Genomic DNA, 20639 nt, shown 5'->3' with positions numbered 1-20639 from the left:
GCGCACGATCATGAAGCGAGCTTGTCCGTCGCTTTCGGCGCGTTGAATTTCTGTCGCAGTGTCGGCTTGTGAATCTTCCCGGTCGCATTGCGCGGCAGGGCATCGACGAACTCGATCAGCCGCGGGCATTTGAAGCGCGCCAGATTGGCCGCGCAATGGGCGTGAATTTCGGCCGGCGTCAGCGTCTGGCCGGGCTTCCCGGCGATGATCGCCATGCCGACTTCGCCCCATTGCTCGTCGGGAACACCGATCACAGCAGCTTCGGCTATTGCGGTAAGCTGATGCAGCACGCTCTCGACCTCGGCCGGATAGACGTTTTCGCCGCCGGAAATGTACATGTCCTTCCAGCGATCGACGATGTAGTAGAAGCCCTCTTCGTCGACGCGGGTGGCGTCGCCGGTGTGCAGCCAGCCGTCGGTGAACGATGATTGGTTGGCGTCCGGCCGGTTCCAGTAGCCGGGCGTGACGTTCGGCCCCCTGACCCAGAGCTCGCCGAGCTCGCCGACATCCGCGTCCGTGCCATCAGGTCGGACGATCCGCACTTCCGTATGCAGTACCGGCTTGCCGGACGAGCCGGCCTTGCGCGCGGCGTCCTCTCGGTCGAGTGCCAGCACGGCCGGCGACGTTTCGGTCATGCCGTAGCCCTGCTGGAGAGCGACGCCGCGTTCTTCCCACAGTTTCAGGAGCGGTACCGGCATCGGCGCACCGCCGACGCCGCCGATCACGAGGCGGCTGAAATCGGCCGTCGCGAACGAGGGATGCTGCGCCATGAACTGGTAGATCGCCGGCACGCCGAAGAATTGGGTAATGCCATATGATGGATCGCTGATCAGTTGCAGCGCCATGCCGGGATCGAACGCACGCATGATCAGCACGGTGCCGCCGGCATGCAGCACGGGATTGGTGTAGCAATTGAGCCCGCCGGTGTGGAACAGTGGCAGCACGGTGAGCAGAACCGTCGACGGCGAGACATAGGCAGGGCCGCCGAGATTGACGCAATTCCAGAACGTCATGCCATGGGTGATGATCGCACCCTTGGGCTGGCCTGTCGTGCCCGAGGTGTACATGATGGTCGAGACGTCGTCATGCGTGACGTATTCAAAACGCTCGAGTGGCTTCGAAGCCGCGATCGCCGCCTCATAGGAACCGCCGGGGCCGAGCAGCAGCGCCGATGAAACGCTGCAGAGCCTGGCGACCGTCAGCGCAACTTCCGCGAGGTCGCTATCGTGGATCATCACCGTCGGCGAAGAATCGCCGACAATGAATTGCAACTCGGGAACCGTGAGTCGCGTGTTCAGCGGCAGGAAGACCGCCCCTAACCGGCCGCAGGCGAACTGCACTTCGAGCGTATCGGTGGTGTTCAGTGCCAGCACGGCGACGCGGTCGCCGCGCTTGACGCCGAGCGCATCGCGCAGGTGCGTGGCAAGACGCGAAATGCGGGCGTCAAACTCTGCGTAGGAGAGACGGCGGCCACTCGCGAGGTCGATGGCCGCAATCTTGCCCGGCGTGCGGCGACCGAAATGGGCGATCCAGTCGTAATAGCGAACCGAAGGCATGCTTCCTCCCGAGAACCGCCCGATTACAACCGGCCATCCGGTCGCGCCGGGCTCATTGTTAGTATTGCCCGTCAACGTTCAGGAGCCGCGTAGCAGTTCACTGATCACGTTGAACTGGTTGTCGCGAAACTCGACCATATAGCCGTCCTTGATGGGACGATAGTCCGTCGGCGAGGTGTTGAGCTTGACGCCGGGCATCAGCATTGGCAGCGATATGTCCTTGAGGTTGGCCGCCTGCGCCATGATATTCTCGCGACTGAGGTCGTTTTTGCATTGCGTGAGCACCACGACCAGCGCTTGCGCCACCATGTAACCGTAACCCGCAGCCAGATTGGCCGGATCGATATTCGGCAGCCGCGCCTTCATGAAATCCCGATAGGTGATCAAGTCGGGGTCGGTGGAATCAGCCGCATAGGGCTTTAGCGCTCCGACGGACATGATGCCTGTCGCCGCTTCGAGGCCCGCCGGCACCATCACCAACTCCTTGTTGGCGCAGCCGCTGGAGATGAATCGCATCGGACGCCAGCCGGTCTCGTACGCTTTTCGGATCGCCTGGGCGCACGCACGCGGCGTCACGCTGTAGATCAGGAACACGTCGGCCTTGGTGTTGGCGAGCGTGAGGATCTGCGAGTCCACCGTGGGGTCGGCGACTTCGAAACTCGTCGCCATTGCGATCACCTTGTCGGCGTCGGCGCCGAGCGCCTGCTTGACGCCGCGCAGATAGTCCTTTCCGGCGTCGTCGTTCTGATAGAGGATGGCAAAACGCGCATTGGGGTTTTTAGCGCGGGCGAAGCGCACCTCGATGCCCGCTTCCTCAACATAATTGGGCGCCCAGGGCAGGGCCATCAGCCAGGGCTGGTTGGTCGGGTCGTTCCATTTCGAGGCGGAGCTGATCAAGAACAGATGCGGCACCTTGGCGCCGTTGAGATATTTCGCGGTCGCGGAGCTCGGCGCAGTGCCCATGGTTCCGAACATGAAGGCGACGCCGTCATTCTCGACCAATCGGCGCGTCGCCTCGACCGTTTTCGGCGGTGAGAATCCGTCGTCAAGCGAGAGCATGTTGAGCTTGCGCCCGTTGACGCCGCCCTTCTCGTTGACCAGATCGAAATAGACGGCGAAGACCTTGCCCGTGACGCTGAGCGCCGACGCCGGGCCGCTATACGGCATGATGTTGCCGAACTTGATCTCGGTGTCTGATATCCCGGGTTGCTGGGCGGAAGCCGTCGTCGCTGCAAGCGACAGCAGTGCTGTCAGGAAGAAAGCCGAGGCAGAATTGCGCGATCGGATCATGCTGTATCCTTCCCAACGACGGCCCGATGATATGTTATTGGTCTTGAACCAAGGCTAGGTCATGCGAAAGGAACTGGTCTTGCGTTGAGCTGCTGGACACCGCATGCGCGTTGGCGCGACACGACCTACAAGATCATGCCAGCCGCTCAACGCAAGTTTGCGCAGGCCAACCGGGGCATCGTCATCGTGGCGGAGGAAAGGCATGCTGGAGCGCAGAATGGTGCAAAGCCCGTTCTATACGGCGGATCACGAGGCGTTCCGCGACGTGATGCGCCGATTCGTGGCGCGAGAGATCGAACCCTTCGCCCATGAATGGGATGAAGCCGGCGAGTTTCCGCGCGAGCTCTACCGCAAGGCGTCCGAAATCGGGCTGCTGGGGCTCGGCTTTCCCGAGGAATATGGCGGCGTGGCCGCCGACCAGTTCATGAAGATCGTGGCGTCGCAGGAATTGGCGCGCGCCGGCGCCGGCGGGGTCAGCTCGAGCCTGATGAGCCACACCATCGGCTCGCCGCCGATCGCGCGCGCCGCGCGGCCCGAGGTCAAGGCGAGGGTGTTGCCGCAGGTACTGTCGGGTGAGAAGATTTCGGCGCTTGCGATCACCGAGCCGAGCGGCGGCTCCGACGTCGCCAATCTGCGCACCAAGGCACGGCGCGACGGTGACCATTATGTCGTCAGCGGCGAGAAGACTTTTATCACGTCGGGCATGCGGGCCGACTATCTGACGGTCGCGGTACGCACCGGCGGCGAGGGACCGGGCGGCGTCAGCCTGCTCTTGATCGAGGGCGATACGCCGGGCCTGTCGCGGACGAAACTGAAGAAGATGGGCTGGTGGGCCTCCGACACCGCCACGCTGCATTTCGACGAGTGCCGCGTTCCCATCGAGAACCTGGTCGGCGAGGAAGGCCAGGGCTTCAAGCTCATAATGCACAATTTCAACAGCGAGCGCATGGGCATGGCGGCGAGCTGCACGGCCTACGCTCGTGTCTGCGTCGAGGAGGCGATGGCGTATGCCAAGGAGCGCAAGACCTTCGGCAAGCCGATTGCGCAGCACCAGGTGATCCGTCACAAGATCGTCGATATGGCGCAGAAGGTCGCGGCCTCGCAGGCGATGCTGGAAATGCTGGCGTGGCGGCTCGGGCAGGGCGAGAGCCCGGTTGCCGAAATCTGCATGATGAAGAACCAGGCCACGCAAACCATGGCGTTCTGCGCCTCCGAAGCGGTGCAGATCTTCGGCGGCGCCGGCTTCATGCGCGGCGTCAAGGTCGAGCGCATCTATCGCGAGGTCAAGGTCAACGCCATCGGCGGCGGCACCGAGGAGATCATGAAGGATCTCGCGTCCAGACAGATGGGGTTGTGAGCGCTGTCGTTCCGGGGCGCGCGCAGCGCGAACCCGGAACCCAGAAGTCGAATGAACGGATCGAGATTCTCAGGTGCGCAATTGCGCACCATAGTTCGATGTTGCGCATCGCCCCGGAATGACAAGGGACAAACATGCTCTTCACCGCCGATCACGACGAACCCCGCCGTATCCTGCAAAAATTCATCGCGGCCGAAATAAATCCGTTCGTCGATGAATGGGAGAAGAACGACATTTTCCCGGCGCATGAACTGTTCAAGAAGCTTGGCGACCTCGGCTTTCTCGGCCTCAACAAGCCCACCGAGTTCGGCGGTCAAGGACTAGATTATTCGTACGCGCTGATGATGGCTGAAGAGCTCGGCGCCATCAAATGCGGCGGCGTGCCGATGGCGATCGGGGTGCAGACCGATATGGCGACGCCGGCGCTGGCGCGGTTCGGTTCTGATGAGGTGCGCCGCGAGTTTTTGGCTCCCGCGATTGCCGGCGATGCGGTGGCCTGCGTCGGCGTCTCGGAGCCGGGCGCCGGTTCCGACGTCGCCTCGATCAAGACTCAGGCGCGTTCCGATGGCGACGACTACGTCATCAACGGCGGCAAGATGTGGATCACTAACGGCGTGCAGGCCGACTGGATCTGTCTGCTCGCCAATACCAGCGATGATCAAGTCCATCGCAACAAGTCGCTGATCTGCGTACCCATGAAGACAAAGGGCGTCCAGATCGCGCGCAAGCTCGACAAGATGGGCATGCGCTCGTCCGACACCGCGCAGATCTTCTTCGACAATGTCCGGGTGCCCAAGCGCAACCGGATCGGCGAGGAAGGGAAGGGCTTTACCTACCAGATGGTGCAGTTCCAGGAGGAGCGGCTGTGGGGCGCGGCCGCCTGCCTCAAGGCGCATGAGTTCATCATATCAGAGACCATCGAATATACCCGCAACCGCAAGGCGTTCGGGAAATCGATCCTCGACAACCAGACCGTTCATTTCAAGCTGGCGGAGATGCAGACCGAGGTCGAGCTGTTGCGTGCGCTGGTCTACCGCGCTGCCGAGGCACTGATTGCGGGCGAGGACGTGACGCGGCTTGCCACCATGGCGAAATTAAAGGCCGGCCGTTTGGGCCGTGAACTCACCGATGCCTGCCTGCAATTCTGGGGCGGCATGGGGTTCATGAACGAGACGCCGGTCAGCAGGGCCTATCGCGACAGCCGCCTGACCTCGATCGGCGGCGGCGCCGACGAGGTGATGCTGACGGTGCTGTGCAAGATGATGGGCACGCTGCCCAAAAGCTAATAAGAACAAATCGGAAAAGTAACGATGAGGAACGGTTGATGATCACGCTCTATCACTGCGACGGCGCGCGCTCGTTCCGCCCGCTCTGGATGCTGGAAGAGATGGGCTTGCCCTACGAGTTGAAGATGCTGCCGTTCCCGCCGCGGGTGTTTGCCAAGGAATATCTCGCGATCAATCCGCTCGGCACGATTCCTTTCATGATCGACGGCGAGACCAAAATGACGGAGTCGTCGGGCATCTGTTATTACCTCGGCACCAAGTACGGACCGACCCCGCTGGTGGTCGGGATGGACGACCCGGCCTATGGCGCCTTCCTGAACTGGATGTATTTCAGCGACGCCACGCTGACTTTTCCCCAAACGCTGGTGCTGAGATACAGCCAGCTTGAGCCGGAGGAGCGGCGGAACCCGCAAGTTGCCGGCGATTACGCGAAATGGTTCCTAGGCCGGCTGCGCGCGGTCGAGGCTGCGACCGCGAATGCGGAATTTCTGTGCGCCGGGCGCTTCACCGCGGCCGATATTGTCAACGGCTACGCGTTGCGGCTCGCCGGCAATATCGGCCTTGCCAGGGATTTCGGCCCCAATGTCGCGGCCTATTGGGTCCGGTTGCAGGAACGCGACGGGTACAAGCGGGCCGTTGCGGCGGAACGCAAGGCTGGCATCGAGCAAAACGTGGCGCCGCGGATACAAGCCTAACTGGTGTGTCATTCCGGGGCGATGCGAAGCATCGAACCCGGAATCTCGAGATTCCGGGTCTGGTCCTTCGGACTATCCCGGAATGACGGATTCGGCCGTAGTCAGTCCTCAAATTTCCGCTATGGTTGATCCCGTCGCAGCGGCCAGAGAGCCGCGCGAGGAGGACGAGCCATGGACGATACTAGTCACAAATCCGGCCATCTGATGCTGATCACGCCGGAGCGCGTGTTCTATGCCGGCCTGCTGGGGCGGCCGCGGCAACGCTGCTCGGGCGGGTTCAACATCTATGTCGCGATCGAGGGCCGTCTCTGGCTCACCACTGCCGATGGCTGCGAAACCCATGCCGACATGGTCGCTCTGCTGCCGAACATCAGGCACACCATCGCCAGTGATCATCGCTCCGTGCTCAGCGTCGTGATCGAACCCGAGAGCGTTCGGCCGGGCGCACTTGAAGACCTCGCCACGCGCCTCTCGGGACCTGAGGGCACGGCTTTCGCCAGCCGCATTCGTGCTGCTTATCACGAATTGCGGGAGCATCATGCGGGCAGTGATTTCTCCAGCACCGAGTTCGATCGCCTGTGCCTTGGCGAGCCCCTGCCACAGCGCGAACTCGATCCGCGCGTGGTACGCGCGATCGCGCAGATCGGAAAATTCTCCGGTGAGCCGGTGACGGCAGCAAGCTGCGCCGCGGAGGCCGGATTGTCTCCATCGCGCTTCCTGCATCTGTTCAAGGAAGAGACCGGAATCTCGTTCCGCTCGTTCCGCGCCTGGAAGCGCGCGCGGCATCTGCTGCATTTCGCCAACCAGGACATCAACCTTGCGCATCTCGCGCAGGATATCGGCTATCCCGACTCCACGCATTTCAGCCACTCGATCCGCCGCTTCTATGGCTTGAAGCCGCGCGCGATCTTTTCAGGTTCGCGCGATCTGGCGATCTATAGCCACCGCCATGCGAGCGCCGGGTAGCGGCTGGACGCAAGAAGCCGGCTGATGCGGCACGCATGATCGCACTGGATATCTTCGCGATCCCTCGCATTCCGCTTTTCGAAGGCTGATCCATGGGCGACAAGGCCGTCATTACCTGCGCGCTAAACGGCGTGTTGACCGATCCGAAGCAGCACAACGTGCCGGTGACGCCGGAGCAGATGGCGCGTGAGGCCAGGGCCGCGTTCAATGCCGGCGCGAGCATCATGCATGTCCATCTGCGCCAGCAGGAGCCGAACAAGGGGCATTTGCCGTCCTGGGACGTCAATGTCTCCAAAGAGATTCAGCAGGCGATCCGCGAGGCCTGTCCCGGCGTCATCATCAATCACACCACGGGCACCTCGGGCCCGAAATATCAGGGGGCGCTCGACTGCGTGCGCGAGACGAGGCCCGAGATCGCGGCCTGCAACGCCGGCTCGCTGAATTATCTCAAGGTGAAGTCCGACAACACCTGGGCGTGGCCACCGATGATGTTCGATAACGCGGTCGAGAAGGTGCAGGACTATCTCGACGTCATGAAGGAAGCGGGCACGATTCCGGAGTTCGAATGTTTCGACGTCGGCATCGTGCGCTGCGTCGGCATGTACGTGCAAACCGGCATGTACACCGGGCCGCTCGAATATAATTTCGTGATGGGCGTTGCCTCCGGCATGCCGGCCGATCCCGAATTGCTGCCGATCCTGTTGAAGCTGATGCGGCCGAAATCGCATTGGCAGGTCACAGCGATCGGCCGCGCCGAAATCTGGCCGCTGCACCAGCGCTGCGCCGATCTCGGCGGGCACCTGCGCACTGGGCTGGAGGATACTTTTTATCTCGCCGACGGCACCAAGGTGATTTCGAACGGGCAACTGATCGAAGCCATCGCCGCCTGCGCGCGGCGCGCGGGACGCGAGGTCGCGAGCCCCGCGGAGGCCCGGCAGATTTTTGGGACAAGGCATTGAGTGCCGTCATTGCGAGCGAAGCGAAGCAATCCATCCCGCCGTCCGGCAAAGTATGGATTGCTTGGTCGCTTCGCTCCCTTGCGCAAACGCTTCGCGTTTGTCGCAGGCAATGACGGGGCGGAGAGTTCATGGCTGTAATTGAATCCACCATCTCCCACTCCAGCACCGCTTACAAAGCCAACCGTGACGGCATGCTGGCGCTGATCACACGGATGCGGGCGCTGGAAGATCGCACGCGTGCCGCATCGGCCGCGGCCAAGGATCGCTTCCACAAGCGAGGTCAATTGCTGCCGCGCGAGCGGGTGGCGCTGGTGCTCGACCCCGGCTCGCCTTTCATCGAGCTTTCCACGCTCGCCGGCTACATGTTCGACGTGCCGGATGCCGAGAAGAGCGTGCCCGGCGGCGGCGTGATCGCCGGCATCGGCTTCGTCGCCGGCATCCGCTGCATGGTCAGCGCCAACGATTCCGGCATCGACGCCGGCGCGCTGCAACCGTACGGCCTCGACAAGACGCTGCGGGTGCAGGAACTGGCACTGGAAAACAAGCTGCCTTACGTGCAACTGGTCGAAAGCGCCGGCGCCAATCTGCTGCGCTACCGCGTCGAAGACTTTATCCGCGGCGGCAACATTTTTCGCAATCTCGCGCGGTTGTCGGCCGCTGGCCTGCCCGTCGTCACCGTGACGCATGGATCGTCAACGGCGGGCGGCGCCTACCAGACCGGACTATCCGACTACATCGTCATGGTTCGCGGCCGCACCCGCGCGTTCCTCGCTGGGCCGCCGCTGCTGAAGGCCGCAACGGGAGAGATCGCGACGGAGGAGGAACTCGGTGGAGCCGAGATGCACACCTCCATCTCTGGCCTGGGCGACTATCTGGCCGAAGACGATCGCGATGCGCTCCGCATCGCACGCGACATCATGGCCAACTTGCAATGGGACCGGCCGAAGCCGGTGGCCGCGTCCTTCAAGCCACCACGCTATGATGCGGAGGAACTGCTCGGCATCATGCCGATGGACCACAAGCGTCCCGTCGATATGCGCCAGGCCATCGCGCGCTTTGTCGACGATTCCGATTTCACCGAGTTCGGCGCGAATTACGGCCCGGCGACGGTCTGTGGCCACGCCCGCATCGAAGGACAGGCGATCGGGATCATCACCAACAACGGCCCGCTCGACGTGCCCGGCGCCAATAAGGCGACGCATTTCATCCAGACCTGCTGCCAGTCGCGCACGCCGCTGCTCTACATGAACAACACCACCGGCTACATGGTAGGCCGAGCTTACGAGGAAGCCGGCATGATCAAGCACGGCTCCAAGATGATCCAGGCGGTGACCTCGGCGACCGTGCCGCAGATTACGATCTACTGCGGCGCTTCCTTCGGCGCCGGCAATTACGGCATGTGCGGGCGCGGCTTCCATCCGCGCTTCTGCTTCTCCTGGCCCAATGCCAAGACCGCCGTGATGGGCGGCGAGCAGGCCGCCGAGACCATGGCAATCGTGACCGAGGCGGCCGCCGCGCGGCGGGGCAAGCCGATCGAGAAGGAAAAGCTGGAGGCGATGAAGGCGCAGATCACAGGCGTGTTCGACGGCCAGATGGACGTGTTCTCGACCAGTGCGCGCGTGCTCGATGACGGCGTGATCGATCCCCGCGATACCCGCAGCGTACTTTCTGAGGTGCTGGCGATCTGCCGCGAGGCCGAAGCCCGCACGCCGCAGCGCATGCAATTCTCGGTCGCCCGGCCATGAGCGGGATCGAGATGAAGCGAACGCCATTTTTCAAGATTCTCGTCGCCAATCGCGGCGAGATCGCGCTGCGGATCAAGCGCACCGCGCGCCGCCTGGGCTATGGCGTCGTCGCGGTCTATTCCGATGCCGATCGTGATGCGCTGCACGTACGCGAGGCGGACCAGGCCGTGCGGATCGGCGAGGCGCTGCCGGCGCAATCCTACCTGCGGATCGATGCGATCATCGCCGCCGCCAAAGCCAGCGGGGCCGGCGCCGTGCATCCGGGCTACGGTTTCCTCGCCGAGAACGAGGATTTTGCGCAGGCCTGCCGCGATGCCGGACTGGTCTTCATCGGGCCGTCGCCGGAGGCGATCCGGGCGATGGGCAACAAGGCCGGCGCCAAGGACATCATGCGGGAGGCTGGCGTGCCTGTCGTGCCCGGCTATCAGGGCACGGACCAGAGCGACGCAGTGATGCTGGCAGAGGCCAGGAAGATCGGCTTCCCCGTGATGATCAAGGCGGTTGCGGGCGGTGGCGGTCGCGGCATGCGTCTTGTCGAAGACGCCGCGGCATTTCCGGATGCGCTGCACAGCGCAAGGTCGGAGGCGCAGGGCGCGTTCGGTGATCCCACGGTGATCCTGGAGCGCGCCATCATCGATCCCCGCCACATCGAAATCCAGGTGTTCGGCGATCGCTACGGCAATGCCATTCATCTCGGCGAGCGCGATTGCTCGGTGCAACGCCGACACCAGAAGCTGATCGAGGAGGCGCCGTCGCCGAAGGTGACGCCGGAATTGCGGGCGCGCATGGGCGCCGTCGCGGTCGCTGCCGTCAAATCGATCGGTTATGAGGGCGCGGGTACGCTGGAGTTCCTGCTCGATCCGTCCGGCGAGTTCTATTTCATGGAAATGAACACGCGCCTGCAGGTCGAGCATCCCGTCACCGAAGCGATTACCGGGCTCGATCTGGTCGAACTGCAGTTGCGCATTGCCGCCGGCCAGCCGCTCGGGCTCAAGCAGGAAGACGTCAGATTCTCCGGCCACGCTATCGAGGTGCGGCTGTGCTCGGAGGACGCGGATCATGACTTCATGCCGCAATCGGGCCGAATGGCGCTGTGGCAGATGCCCGACGGCATCCGCGTCGAGCACGCGCTGCGATCGGGCTCGGAGATTCCGCCGTTCTACGATTCGATGGTCGCCAAGATCATCAGCCACGGTGCCGACCGCAACGAGGCCCGCGGCCGGTTGATCTGTGGGCTGGAGCAACTGGCAGCGTTTGGGGTGACTACCAATCAGGAGTTTCTGATCTCCTGCCTGCGCCATCCTGCCTTTGCGAAGGGCGAAGCGACCACGGCCTTCATCGGCAATCACCGCGACGAATTGCTGGCGTCGCGTGCGAACGACGAGACGGGCGCTACGTTGGCGGCATTGTTGCTTTACGTCACCAACTCGCATGCGCCGCCCTGGCGCAGCGGACGCAGTCTGGCGACGACGTTCCCGCTGACGATGCGGATCGACCTTGGCCACGGTGCGTTCGAGGTTGATATCGTTCGGAACCGCGACGGAAGTTATGTCGCCGGCCTCGATGGCAACGAGCGGCGTTTCGAGATCGACGAGCTTGGCGCCGACACGATCCGCTTTCGCACCGACGGCTTGATGGAGTCAGCGAGATTTCTGCGCGACGGCGGTCGTCTGTACATCCTGCATCGCGGAGCCTCGATTGCCGCCCGCGATCTGACGCTGGCCGCACCGGCCTCCGCTGCGGCGGCGGACGGCGACGGCAAGGTGCGCGCGACAATGAACGGCCGCGTGGTGGCGGTGCTGGTCAAGCCGGGCGAAGAGGTCGCGGTCGGCCAGCCCGTGATGACGTTGGAAGCGATGAAGATGGAGCATGTGCACACGGCTGGCGTTGCGGGCACGGTGTCGGCGATCGATGTGGCCGAAGGCGAGCAGGTGACGACCGGCAGGATCGTCGTCGAGATTGCGGCGGGCTGACCACCTCCACCGTCATTGTGAGGAGCGCAGCGACGAAGCAATCCATACTTCCTTGGTGCATGGATTGCTTCGCTTCACTCGCAATGACGGATGTTATTCCGGTCGCCCCGTCCCATCATTCAGCCAGCACGCAACCTGATGTCCTTCGCCGGCTTCCACCAGCGCCGGCCGCTTCACCTTGCAGCGTTCCATGACATAGCGGCAGCGGGTGTGGAAGGCGCATCCCGAGGGTGGGTTGATCGGGCTCGGGACGTCGCCGTCGACCATGGGCGCAAGACGCTTTGCCTTGGGATCAGCGACCGGGACCGACGCCAGCAGCGCTTGCGTATACGGATGCCGCGGGTTGGCGAACAGCTCGGACTTATCCGCGATCTCGACAATGCGCCCGAGATACATCACGGCGACGCGATGGCTGATATGGGCGACGACGGCGAGATCGTGGGCGATGAACAGATAGGAAAAATCGTTCTTGCGCTGCAGGTCGATCAACAGGTTGATCACCTGGGCCTGGATCGAGACGTCGAGCGCCGAGACCGGCTCGTCGCATACGATCAGGCTCGGCCCGAGCGACAGCGCGCGGGCAATGCAGATGCGCTGCCGCTGGCCGCCGGAGAATTGGTGCGGGTAGTTCTTCATCTGATCAGGCCGCAATCCCACCTGCGCGAACAGTTCCGCGACGCGTTCCTGCTGCGCACGCCCTGTGGCGAGGCCATGAACGGCGAGCGGCTCGCCGACGATGTCGCCCGCGGTCATGCGCGGATTGAGCGAGGCGAACGGATCCTGGAACACGATCTGCATCGAGCGACGGTGCGGGCGCATCTCGGCCTTGCTGAGACCGGTAATGTCGGTGCCGTTCAGCTTGATGGCGCCGCTGGACGGCTCCACCAGCCGCAGCACGCTGCGGGCCACCGTCGATTTGCCGCAGCCGGATTCGCCGACCAGCCCGAGCGTCTCGCCTTTGGCGACCGAGAAGCTGACGCCATCAACCGCATGCACGGTGCCGACGCGCCGGCGCAGGACGCCGCCGCGCACCGCGTAGTGCTTGACGAGGTCGGTCACTTCCAGCAAGGGACGTTGGTCGGTCATGGCGCGCCTACCAATTCGGTTGCGCGCCAGCACGCCGCGAGATGATTGGCATCGACTTCCTGCAGCGGTGGATATTCGGCGCGGCATCGATCCACGGCAAGGCGGCAGCGCGGCGCAAAGGCGCAGCCCGGCGGCAGGTTCGTGAGCGACGGCACCATGCCGGGAATCTCGTTCAGCCGCGCATCGGTCTTGGCGCCGAACGAAATCACCGCCGGCATCGAAGCCATCAGCCCTCGCGTGTAGGGATGCTTTGGATTCTCGAACAGGTCCTCTACCGTCGCTTCCTCGACCTTCTTGCCGGCATACATCACGATGACGCGTTGCGCGGTCTGCGCGACGACGCCGAGATCGTGCGTGATCAGGATCAAGCCGGTGCCGAGCCTCTTTTGTAGATCGAGGATCAGCGCCAGAATCTGCGCCTGGATCGTCACGTCAAGCGCGGTGGTCGGCTCGTCCGCGATCAGCAGCGCCGGCCGGCAAGCCAATGCCATCGCGATCATCGCGCGCTGCCGCATGCCGCCGGAGAGCTGGTGCGGATATTCGTGCGCGCGGCGTTCCGGCTCGGGGATCCGGACCAGGCGCAGCATCTCGACCGCCTTGGCCCATGCTTCCTTTGACGTCATCTCCTGGTGCAGGTGAAGCACTTCCGTGATCTGGTCGCCGATTCGCATTACCGGATTGAGCGAGGTCATCGGCTCCTGAAAAATCATCGAGATCCGGTTGCCGCGGATGTCGCGCATCTTGGCCTCAGAGAGGCCGAGCAGATCGGTGCCTTCCAGCGTCACCGAGCCGCCGACCACCCGGCCCGGCGGGTCCGGCACCAGCCGCATCACCGACAGCGCGGTCACGCTCTTGCCGCAGCCGGACTCGCCGACGATTGCCAGCGTCTCGCCGCGGCGCACGGTGAACGATACGTCGTCGACCGCGCGGAACAGCCCGGAATTGGTGAAGAACACCGTCTGCAGGTTCTTCACGTCGAGAATAGTGTCGTCCTTGCGCGCCTCGCTCATCAGCCGCGCTGCCTCGGATCGAGGATGTCACGGAGCGCGTCGCCGAACAGATTGGTGCCGAATACGGCAAGGGAGATGGCGACGCCCGGGAAAATCACCAGCCAGGGCGCAGTGCGAACATATTCGGCCGCAGACTCCGACAGCATGCGTCCCCAAGACGGATAGGGCTCGGGAATGCCGAGGCCGAGGAACGACAGCGAGGCTTCGGTGAGGATGGTGGAACCGAGCTGCGCGGTCGCCAGCACGATCAAAGGCGCGAGCGTGTTCGGCAGCACGTGGCGGAGCGCGATGCGGGTCTCGCTCATGCCGATCGATTTTGCGGCCTCGACAAAGGGCTGCTCGCGCAGCGCCAGCGTATTGGCGCGGATCACGCGGGCGACCGTCGGGATCAACGGGATCGCAATCGCGATGATCACGTTCGGCAGCGAGGGGCCGAGCGCCGCGGTCATCACCAACGCCAGCACTAACAAGGGGAGCGCCTGCAGGATGTCGGTGACGCGCTGGAACAGCAGATCGACCCAGCCGGACAGATAGCCCGATACGAGGCCGACGATGACGCCGATCGTCGATCCCAGCGCAGTGGCGCCGATACCGACGGCGAGCGAGATGCGCGCGCCGTGAATGATCCGGCTCCAGACGTCACGGCCGAATGAATCGGTTCCCATCCAGTGCGCCCCGCTTGGCGCCGCCAGCCGCTGCGCCGAATCGACACTGAGCGGGTCGTAGCGGGCGATCAGGTCGGCCGAGATCGCCATCCAGACGAACATCACCATGATGATGAGGCCGATCGTGCCGAGCAGATAACGTTGCGCCAGGAACACCAGCCGGCGCCAGCCATGCGTAGAATGGGCGCCGGCCCGCCTCAACTCGCTTTCGAAGTTAATCGTGGTCACGCGGCTAATCCCCATACCGGATGCGCGGATCGATCGCGGCGTAAAGCATGTCGACGGTGAAGTTCGCGACCACTACGACCACGGCGATCAGCATCACGAGATTCTGCACGATCGGATAATCGCGCCAGCGGAGCGCCTCGACTAGGAAGCGGGCTACGCCTGGAATATTGAACACGGTTTCGGTGACGATCAGCCCGCCGATCAGGAACGCCGCCTCGATGCCGATCACTGTGATAACAGGCAGAATCGCGTTCTTCAGCGCGTGGCGATAATTGACCGAAGCCTCGGACGCGCCCTTGGCGCGCGCGGTGCGGATGTAGTCCTGCCGCAGAATTTCGAGCATCGAGGAGCGCGTGATGCGCATGGTCAGCGCGGCGCTGCGAAAACCGACCGCCATCGCCGGCACGGCATAGATCGCGAACGCCTCCGTCCAGGTTGCTGGGTTCGGGTTGTAGATCGGCATGTGGCCGAACAGCGAAACCGAGGCCATCAGGATAAGCAGCCCGAGCCAGAAGGAAGGCAGCGACAGGCCGCTCAGGCTGACGACACGAAGGGTGTAATCCAGCCGCGAGCCCTGGTGGACTGCGCTGAGAACGCCTAAGGGAATGCCGATCGAGGCGGAGAACAACAGCGCCAGCGCCGCGAGCTTGGCGGTGATCGGAATGCGCGGCAGGATCTCCTGCAGCGCCGGCTTCTCGGACACATACGAGTAGCCGAGATCGCCCTGCAGCAGCCCGCCGATCCAGTTCAGATATTGCTGATAGATCGGCAGGTCGAGGCCCAGTTCCTTTTCCAGGTTGGCCTTGTCGGTCGGATCGACGAAGCCGGCGGCGTCGAACAGGATATCGACGATGTTGCCGGGGACGACGCGCAGCAGCACGAAGATGATGATCGAGATCCCGACCAGGGTCACGAGCATCAAGGCGAGGCGTCGCACGATGTAAGCAAACACCCGGCTACTCTCCCTGACGCATCGGCTTCTCTCGGCCGGACGTTACTTGTCCATCCAGACGTCTTCGTAACGGTAGCCGTTGTAGGAGCTGTTCACCATGATGGTGATGCCCTTGACATAAGGCTGCCAGCACGAGCCCTGGCGGGCGTGCAAGATGATCGGCCGCGCCACGTCTTCCTGCAGCTTCTTGTCGATCTCCCATACCAACTTCTTGCGCTTGGCGACATCCTTCTCCATCGACTGCTCGTCGAACAGCTTCTCGATTTCCCTGTTACAGTAGTTGGTATAGTTGCGCTCCGAGCCGCAAGAATAGTTTTCGTAGAATGACTGGTCGGGATCGTCGACCGCATTGCCGGTGAGGTTGAGGCCGAGCGAGTAATCCTTGCGGGCGACCTTCGGGAACCATTGTGCGGTATCGACGACGTCGAGATCGCCGTCGATATAGATGCTCTTCATCTGGTCGATCAGGATGACGGCGGGATCGCGGTAGATCGGGATGTTGCGCGTGGCGACCTTGACGGCGAGGCGCTTGTCCGGTCCATAGCCCGCCTTCTGCATCAGCTTGCGCGCCTCTTCCCGATTGGCGTTGACGTCGGGACCGTAACCCGGAATCGATTCCAGCATTTCCTTCGGCATCGCCCACAAGCCGCCCGGTGCGGGGAGCATGGTGCCGCCGATGTCGGCCTGTCCCTCGTACAGTATCGAGACGAAGGCCTTGCGGTCGAGCACCAGTGCCAGCGCGCGGCGAATGTCGATATTGTCGAACGGCGGGGCGGACGCGTTGACGATGATGTTGGTCGAGACGTTGACCGGCTCGACCACGCACACTGCGTTCGGTGCCTGCGACTTGACCTCCTTCAAGAGCGGGATTGACACCTCGGTCGGGAAAGTCATGTCGAATTTCCCGGAGACAAATCCGAGAATGGCCGTCGAACGGTTCGTGATGATGGTGAACTCGATGCCGTCGAGGTGCGGCAGGCCCTTCTTGAAGTAGTCGGGATTCTTCGTGAGCTTGATCGATTCGTTGGCCTTGAACTCGACGAATTTGAACGGGCCGGTGCCGACCGGCTTGGTACGCATGTCGGCCGGCGAGACGTGGCAGGGGTAGACGGGGGTGTAGCCAGAGGCGAGCAGCGAAATCAGCGCCGGTTGCGGCCTCTTCAGGCTGAACGATGCCTCGAAATCGCCGTTTGTCGTCACGTCCTCGACCTGGTTGTACCAGGACTTTCGCGGGTTCTGGCGAAACTTCTGTTGCGACTTGCCCATCAGCATGTCGAAGGTGCACTTGACGTCGGCTGAGGTGAACGGCTTGCCGTCATGCCATTTGACGCCCTGCCTCAATTTGAAAGTGAGTTTCTTGCCGTCGTTGCTCCAGGCCCAGCTCTCCGCCAGATCCGGGACGATGGAATCTGCGCTGTTCTGCGCGACGTCTTGCTTGAACATGACGAGGTTGTTGAAGACCGGCATGAAGGGAACGTTGATCGAGAAGGTCGCGCCTTCGTGGATCGAGGCGCTGCCGGGGCTGTCGCGATGATAGACCCTGAGGATGCCGCCCTGTTTCGGCTCGCCGGCCGATGCAACATCATAAGCCGGCAGCAACAACAACGCTGCGGCGGCAAGCGCATGGACGCTCCGCATGATCCCCTCCCACATTTGCTCGGTCTCGAAACGGCCGATTGCACCAGACGATAGCATGACCGCGCGTCCGGGCAACCAGCCAAGCTGACGTACGAATTGGTAATTCGGCCTAACAGAAATCCGCGCGGCGGAACATGCGCGCCAACTCGGCTGTTGCCTGCGAAAGAGCCAGGTTCGTTGCCGAGCAGCCGCTAGTTTGCGGTTCGCGCTAAGATGTCTCACCCGATGATGCACCGCACCACTGCGCAGCGCGACGTTTGTGTCCATCACCATCTCACATCGTGGCATGCTCAGACGATCCGCGAGGTCTTGTTGCCCCAATAGCGATCGCGCAACAGGCGCTTGTAGAGCTTGCCGGTCGGCAGCCGCGGCAGTTCGGCCTCGAAGTCGATCGAGCGTGGCACTTTCTGGCGCGACAGCGACTGGCTGCAGAAGGCGATCAGTTCGTCGGCCAATTCCTGTCCCGGCAAAACGCCCGGCATCGGCTGCACCACGGCTTTTACCTCCTCGCCGAGATCGGGATTCGGCACCCCGAACACCGCGGCGTCGGCGATCTTGGGGTGGGTGATCAAGAGGTTCTCGCATTCCTGCGGGTAGATGTTGACGCCGCCGGAGATGATCATGAAGGTCGCGCGATCGGTCAGATAGAGATAGCCGTCATTGTCGACATAGCCGACGTCGCCGACCGTGCTCATGCTGCCGTCAGGAGAGCGCGCCTCCTTGGTTTTGACGGGATCGTTGAAATATTCAAACGGGGTCGCGGTCTTGAACCACACCGTGCCGGGTGTGCCGACCGGGCAGGGTTGCATGTTCTCGTCGAGGATATGGAGGTCGCCGAGCAGCACCCGGCCCACGGTGCCGCGATGGGCCAGCCATTCCTCGGTGTTGCAGGCGGTGAAGCCGAGCCCTTCGGTGGCGCCATAATATTCATGGATGATCGGCCCCCACCATTTGATGATGTCGTCCTTCACTGCAGCCGGGCATGGCGCGGCGGCATGGATCGCGATTTCCAGCGATGAGAGATCGTAACGCTTGCGGACATCCTCTGGCAGCTTCAGCATGCGCGAGAACATCGTGGGCACGAGTTGGGTGTGGGTGACGCCCCACCTTTGAACCAGCTCCAGATATTTTTCCGGATCAAAACTTTCCATGATGATGACGGTGCCGCCGGCGCGGATCGTCAGGTTGACGGCGGCCTGCGGCGCCGAATGGTAGAGCGGCGCGGGCGAAAGGTAGATCATGCCCTCGCGGTAGTGCCAGACGCCGTGCAGAAAATCGAAGATCGGCAGATTCTGGATTGGCGGTTGCTCCGGCAGCGGCCGCAAAATGCCCTTCGGCCGGCCGGTGGTGCCCGACGAATAGAGCATGGCGGTGCCGATGCATTCGTCCGCGATCGGCGTGTTCGGCAGATCTGCCGTCGCCTGCTCAAGCCCGACGATACGGTCGCTCTCGCCGTCGCCGTCTGCGACAATGCATAATACGACCTTGGGGCATTCCTTCAGCGCCTCGCGTGCGACGTCGAGCTTTGCCTTTGATGTGATGAGAATGCGCGACTGGCTGTTGGTGAGGATGTAAGCGAGCTCGCCCGCGGTCAGGTAGGAGTTGACGCAGGTATAGTATAGCCCGCTGCGTTCGCCGGCGCCGCCGGCCTCGAGGTAGCGGCTGTTGTTCTCCATGAAGATCGAATAGTGGTCGAGCCGCTTCAATCCGTATTTGCGGAACAGATGCGCCAGCCGGTTGGTGCGGACTTCTAGCTCCCGATAGGTGACGGCCTCGCCAGTGGAAGCCATGATGAACGCGGGTTGAAGTGGACGAAGACGGGCATGTGTACCGGTGTACATGTTGGCTTTGGTCTCCCTACGCGGCCATATCCAGAATCTCACGCACCTGCGCCGGCCCCTCGATCCTGCGCGGATTGCGCGGCACCCAGGGCGTCGCCATCGCTTGTTGCGCGATGCGATCGAACTGCTCCGGGCCGACGCCGACCTCGCGCAGGCTGCAGGGCATACCGAGGCCGCGAATGAAGCGATCGAGCAGGTCGCCGGCGTCATCGTTTGGGCGCCCCATCGCAGCCGCGACCAGCGCCTGCCGCTCGGCATTCGCTGACTTGTTCCAGCGCATCACCGACGGCAGCATCACGCAGGAGGTGTAGCCGTGCGGGACGCCGAACTCCGCGCCGAGCACGTAACCGATGCCGTGGCTGGCGCCCATCGGTACGCCGGAAGCGAGCGGTCCGGTCGAAAGCCAGGTTCCGATCTGGCAATCCATCCGCGCGTCGAGGTCTTTGGCGTCGGCCTTCACCCGCGGCAAGGCCTGCGCCAGCATCGACAGGCCCTTCAGCGCCTGCGCGTCGGCATAAGGATGAGCCTCGCGCGAGCAGATGCCTTCGACGCAATGGTCGACGGCGCGGATACCGGTCGACAGCCACAGCCATTCGGGGGTGTGTACGCTGAGCCAGGGATCGAGAATCACGGCGCGCGGCATTATCAGCGGATGGCGCAGCGCTTCCTTGACCTTCGTCTTCTCGTTGGTGACGCCTGCCGTGGAGGAGAACTCGCCGCCGGCGATCGTCGTCGGGACGCTGATCTGGCGCACGGTTGGTGCCGCAAGTTGCGGCGAGCCGCCGCGACTGGCCTTGATCCGGTCGATGTCATCTGCGCTGCGGATGTCATTGGCAAGGCAAAGCTGCACTGCCTTGGCGCCGTCGGTGATCGAGCCGCCGCCGATCGTGACAATGAGATCGGCATCCGCAGCGCGAGCCTGTTTGCTGGCGGCAATGACGGCTGAGCGCGGCGTGTGCGGCGGCATAGCATCGAACGTGCCGACGCAGCGCGGTCCCAGCGCACGGCGGATAGTGTCGATCACATCGGTTTCGCGGTTGAGCGTGCCGCTGACCATCAGGAAGGCGCGCCTGGTGCCGAGCCGATCCAGCTGCGCAACGAGCGCCTCGGACGCCGGCCGTCCGAACACGACCTCGTCCATGGCGCCGAATACGACACGCCCTCTGTGCACGCTTGTCCTCCCCGGACATTTTCTGGCCCTCTTGGCGGGCCTTGCCGCAAGGTTAGCCGAGGAAATCGGCGACGTCATGCCCCAAGATGCTGCTCCGATCATTTGCCTTCGTTGGTCATTGCTGTGCATGTTCACTAATTCGCTGATTGGATCGCTCCACTGGAGGACGATCCAATGCGCGATAACAGCTACGACCGGACGATTGAACGCAACTATCTGCA

At 63.1% G+C, this 20639-nt stretch carries 16 protein-coding genes; 7 read left to right on the top strand and 9 right to left on the bottom strand.

Features of this window, described 5'->3' with window-relative positions:
- Positions 1-8: 8 nt before the first annotated feature.
- Together IVA95_RS02415 and IVA95_RS02410 are read right to left on the bottom strand one after the other, a co-directional pair.
- Positions 9-1556, bottom strand: a complete 1548-nt coding sequence (locus IVA95_RS02415) for a long-chain fatty acid--CoA ligase (protein ID WP_247509043.1) — start codon at positions 1554-1556, stop codon at positions 9-11.
- 78 nt (positions 1557-1634) lie between these two features.
- Positions 1635-2846: an ABC transporter substrate-binding protein gene (locus IVA95_RS02410; protein ID WP_247509042.1), complete on the bottom strand. Its 1212-nt coding sequence runs from the start codon at positions 2844-2846 to the stop codon at positions 1635-1637.
- Positions 2847-3063: 217 nt separating this feature from the next.
- Here IVA95_RS02410 and IVA95_RS02405 point away from each other — a divergent pair, with 217 nt between their 5' ends.
- The 7 genes from IVA95_RS02405 to IVA95_RS02375 all read left to right on the top strand — a co-directional run bounded on the left by IVA95_RS02405 (position 3064) and on the right by IVA95_RS02375 (position 11827).
- Positions 3064-4203 carry an acyl-CoA dehydrogenase family protein gene (locus IVA95_RS02405; protein WP_247509082.1) on the top strand — a complete coding sequence of 380 codons (1140 nt, stop codon included), beginning with the start codon at positions 3064-3066 and terminating at the stop codon, positions 4201-4203.
- 134 nt (positions 4204-4337) lie between these two features.
- Positions 4338-5489: an acyl-CoA dehydrogenase family protein gene (locus tag IVA95_RS02400; protein WP_247509041.1), complete on the top strand. Its 1152-nt coding sequence runs from the start codon at positions 4338-4340 to the stop codon at positions 5487-5489.
- Between the two features lie 38 nt (positions 5490-5527).
- A complete protein-coding gene (locus IVA95_RS02395) occupies positions 5528-6184 on the top strand; it encodes a glutathione S-transferase family protein (RefSeq protein ID WP_247509040.1) in 657 nt (218 codons plus the stop codon).
- Between the two features lie 171 nt (positions 6185-6355).
- Positions 6356-7150 carry a helix-turn-helix domain-containing protein gene (locus tag IVA95_RS02390; RefSeq protein ID WP_247509039.1) on the top strand — a complete coding sequence of 265 codons (795 nt, stop codon included), beginning with the start codon at positions 6356-6358 and terminating at the stop codon, positions 7148-7150.
- A gap of 92 nt (positions 7151-7242) precedes the next feature.
- A complete protein-coding gene (locus IVA95_RS02385; RefSeq protein ID WP_247509038.1) occupies positions 7243-8109 on the top strand; it encodes a 3-keto-5-aminohexanoate cleavage protein in 867 nt (288 codons plus the stop codon).
- Between the two features lie 128 nt (positions 8110-8237).
- On the top strand, positions 8238-9854 hold the full coding sequence (locus IVA95_RS02380; protein WP_247509037.1) for an acyl-CoA carboxylase subunit beta: 1617 nt from the start codon (positions 8238-8240) through the stop codon (positions 9852-9854).
- An 11-nt stretch (positions 9855-9865) separates the two neighbouring features.
- On the top strand, positions 9866-11827 hold the full coding sequence (locus IVA95_RS02375; RefSeq protein ID WP_247509081.1) for an acetyl-CoA carboxylase biotin carboxylase subunit: 1962 nt from the start codon (positions 9866-9868) through the stop codon (positions 11825-11827).
- Positions 11828-11920: 93 nt separating this feature from the next.
- Here the strand turns inward: IVA95_RS02375 and IVA95_RS02370 are convergent, their stop codons facing one another.
- The 7 genes from IVA95_RS02370 to IVA95_RS02340 form a co-directional block, all read right to left on the bottom strand.
- Positions 11921-12913, bottom strand: a complete 993-nt coding sequence (locus IVA95_RS02370) for a dipeptide ABC transporter ATP-binding protein (protein ID WP_247509036.1) — start codon at positions 12911-12913, stop codon at positions 11921-11923.
- Positions 12910-13923 carry an ABC transporter ATP-binding protein gene (locus tag IVA95_RS02365; protein ID WP_247509035.1) on the bottom strand — a complete coding sequence of 338 codons (1014 nt, stop codon included), beginning with the start codon at positions 13921-13923 and terminating at the stop codon, positions 12910-12912. Before IVA95_RS02365 ends, IVA95_RS02370 begins: the two co-directional genes overlap by 4 nt.
- Complete coding sequence (locus IVA95_RS02360) at positions 13923-14816, bottom strand: ABC transporter permease (RefSeq protein WP_247509034.1); 894 nt, start codon at positions 14814-14816, stop codon at positions 13923-13925. The genes IVA95_RS02365 and IVA95_RS02360 overlap by 1 nt, the downstream gene beginning before the upstream one ends.
- A gap of 4 nt (positions 14817-14820) precedes the next feature.
- Complete coding sequence (locus tag IVA95_RS02355; RefSeq protein ID WP_247509033.1) at positions 14821-15768, bottom strand: ABC transporter permease; 948 nt, start codon at positions 15766-15768, stop codon at positions 14821-14823.
- A gap of 42 nt (positions 15769-15810) precedes the next feature.
- Positions 15811-17406 (bottom strand): ABC transporter substrate-binding protein, encoded by a 1596-nt coding sequence (locus tag IVA95_RS02350; protein ID WP_247509032.1) that lies wholly within the window; start codon positions 17404-17406, stop codon positions 15811-15813.
- Positions 17407-17696: 290 nt separating this feature from the next.
- Entirely contained in the window at positions 17697-19247 is a 1551-nt protein-coding gene (locus IVA95_RS02345; protein ID WP_247509031.1) for an AMP-binding protein, read from the bottom strand.
- A gap of 16 nt (positions 19248-19263) precedes the next feature.
- Positions 19264-20418: an iron-containing alcohol dehydrogenase gene (locus IVA95_RS02340; RefSeq protein ID WP_247509030.1), complete on the bottom strand. Its 1155-nt coding sequence runs from the start codon at positions 20416-20418 to the stop codon at positions 19264-19266.
- Between the last annotated feature and the right edge of the window lie 221 nt (positions 20419-20639).

Source organism: Bradyrhizobium sp. 157 (assembly GCF_023073815.1).
Classification (GTDB): domain Bacteria; phylum Pseudomonadota; class Alphaproteobacteria; order Rhizobiales; family Xanthobacteraceae; genus Bradyrhizobium.
This window is presented reverse-complemented; position numbering and strand designations above follow the sequence as displayed.

Excerpts from the sequence above, each read along its gene's own strand:
- IVA95_RS02415 (WP_247509043.1), bottom strand. The coding sequence starts at position 1,556 with ATGCCTTCGGTTCGCTATTACGACTGGATCGCCCATTTCGGTCGCCGC.
- IVA95_RS02410 (WP_247509042.1), bottom strand. The coding sequence starts at position 2,846 with ATGATCCGATCGCGCAATTCTGCCTCGGCTTTCTTCCTGACAGCACTG.
- IVA95_RS02405 (WP_247509082.1), top strand. The coding sequence starts at position 3,064 with ATGGTGCAAAGCCCGTTCTATACGGCGGATCACGAGGCGTTCCGCGAC.
- IVA95_RS02400 (WP_247509041.1), top strand. The coding sequence starts at position 4,338 with ATGCTCTTCACCGCCGATCACGACGAACCCCGCCGTATCCTGCAAAAA.
- IVA95_RS02395 (WP_247509040.1), top strand. The coding sequence starts at position 5,528 with ATGATCACGCTCTATCACTGCGACGGCGCGCGCTCGTTCCGCCCGCTC.
- IVA95_RS02390 (WP_247509039.1), top strand. The coding sequence starts at position 6,356 with ATGGACGATACTAGTCACAAATCCGGCCATCTGATGCTGATCACGCCG.
- IVA95_RS02385 (WP_247509038.1), top strand. The coding sequence starts at position 7,243 with ATGGGCGACAAGGCCGTCATTACCTGCGCGCTAAACGGCGTGTTGACC.
- IVA95_RS02380 (WP_247509037.1), top strand. The coding sequence starts at position 8,238 with ATGGCTGTAATTGAATCCACCATCTCCCACTCCAGCACCGCTTACAAA.
- IVA95_RS02375 (WP_247509081.1), top strand. The coding sequence starts at position 9,866 with ATGAAGCGAACGCCATTTTTCAAGATTCTCGTCGCCAATCGCGGCGAG.
- IVA95_RS02370 (WP_247509036.1), bottom strand. The coding sequence starts at position 12,913 with ATGACCGACCAACGTCCCTTGCTGGAAGTGACCGACCTCGTCAAGCAC.
- IVA95_RS02365 (WP_247509035.1), bottom strand. The coding sequence starts at position 13,923 with ATGAGCGAGGCGCGCAAGGACGACACTATTCTCGACGTGAAGAACCTG.
- IVA95_RS02350 (WP_247509032.1), bottom strand. The coding sequence starts at position 17,406 with ATGCGGAGCGTCCATGCGCTTGCCGCCGCAGCGTTGTTGTTGCTGCCG.
- IVA95_RS02345 (WP_247509031.1), bottom strand. The coding sequence starts at position 19,247 with ATGTACACCGGTACACATGCCCGTCTTCGTCCACTTCAACCCGCGTTC.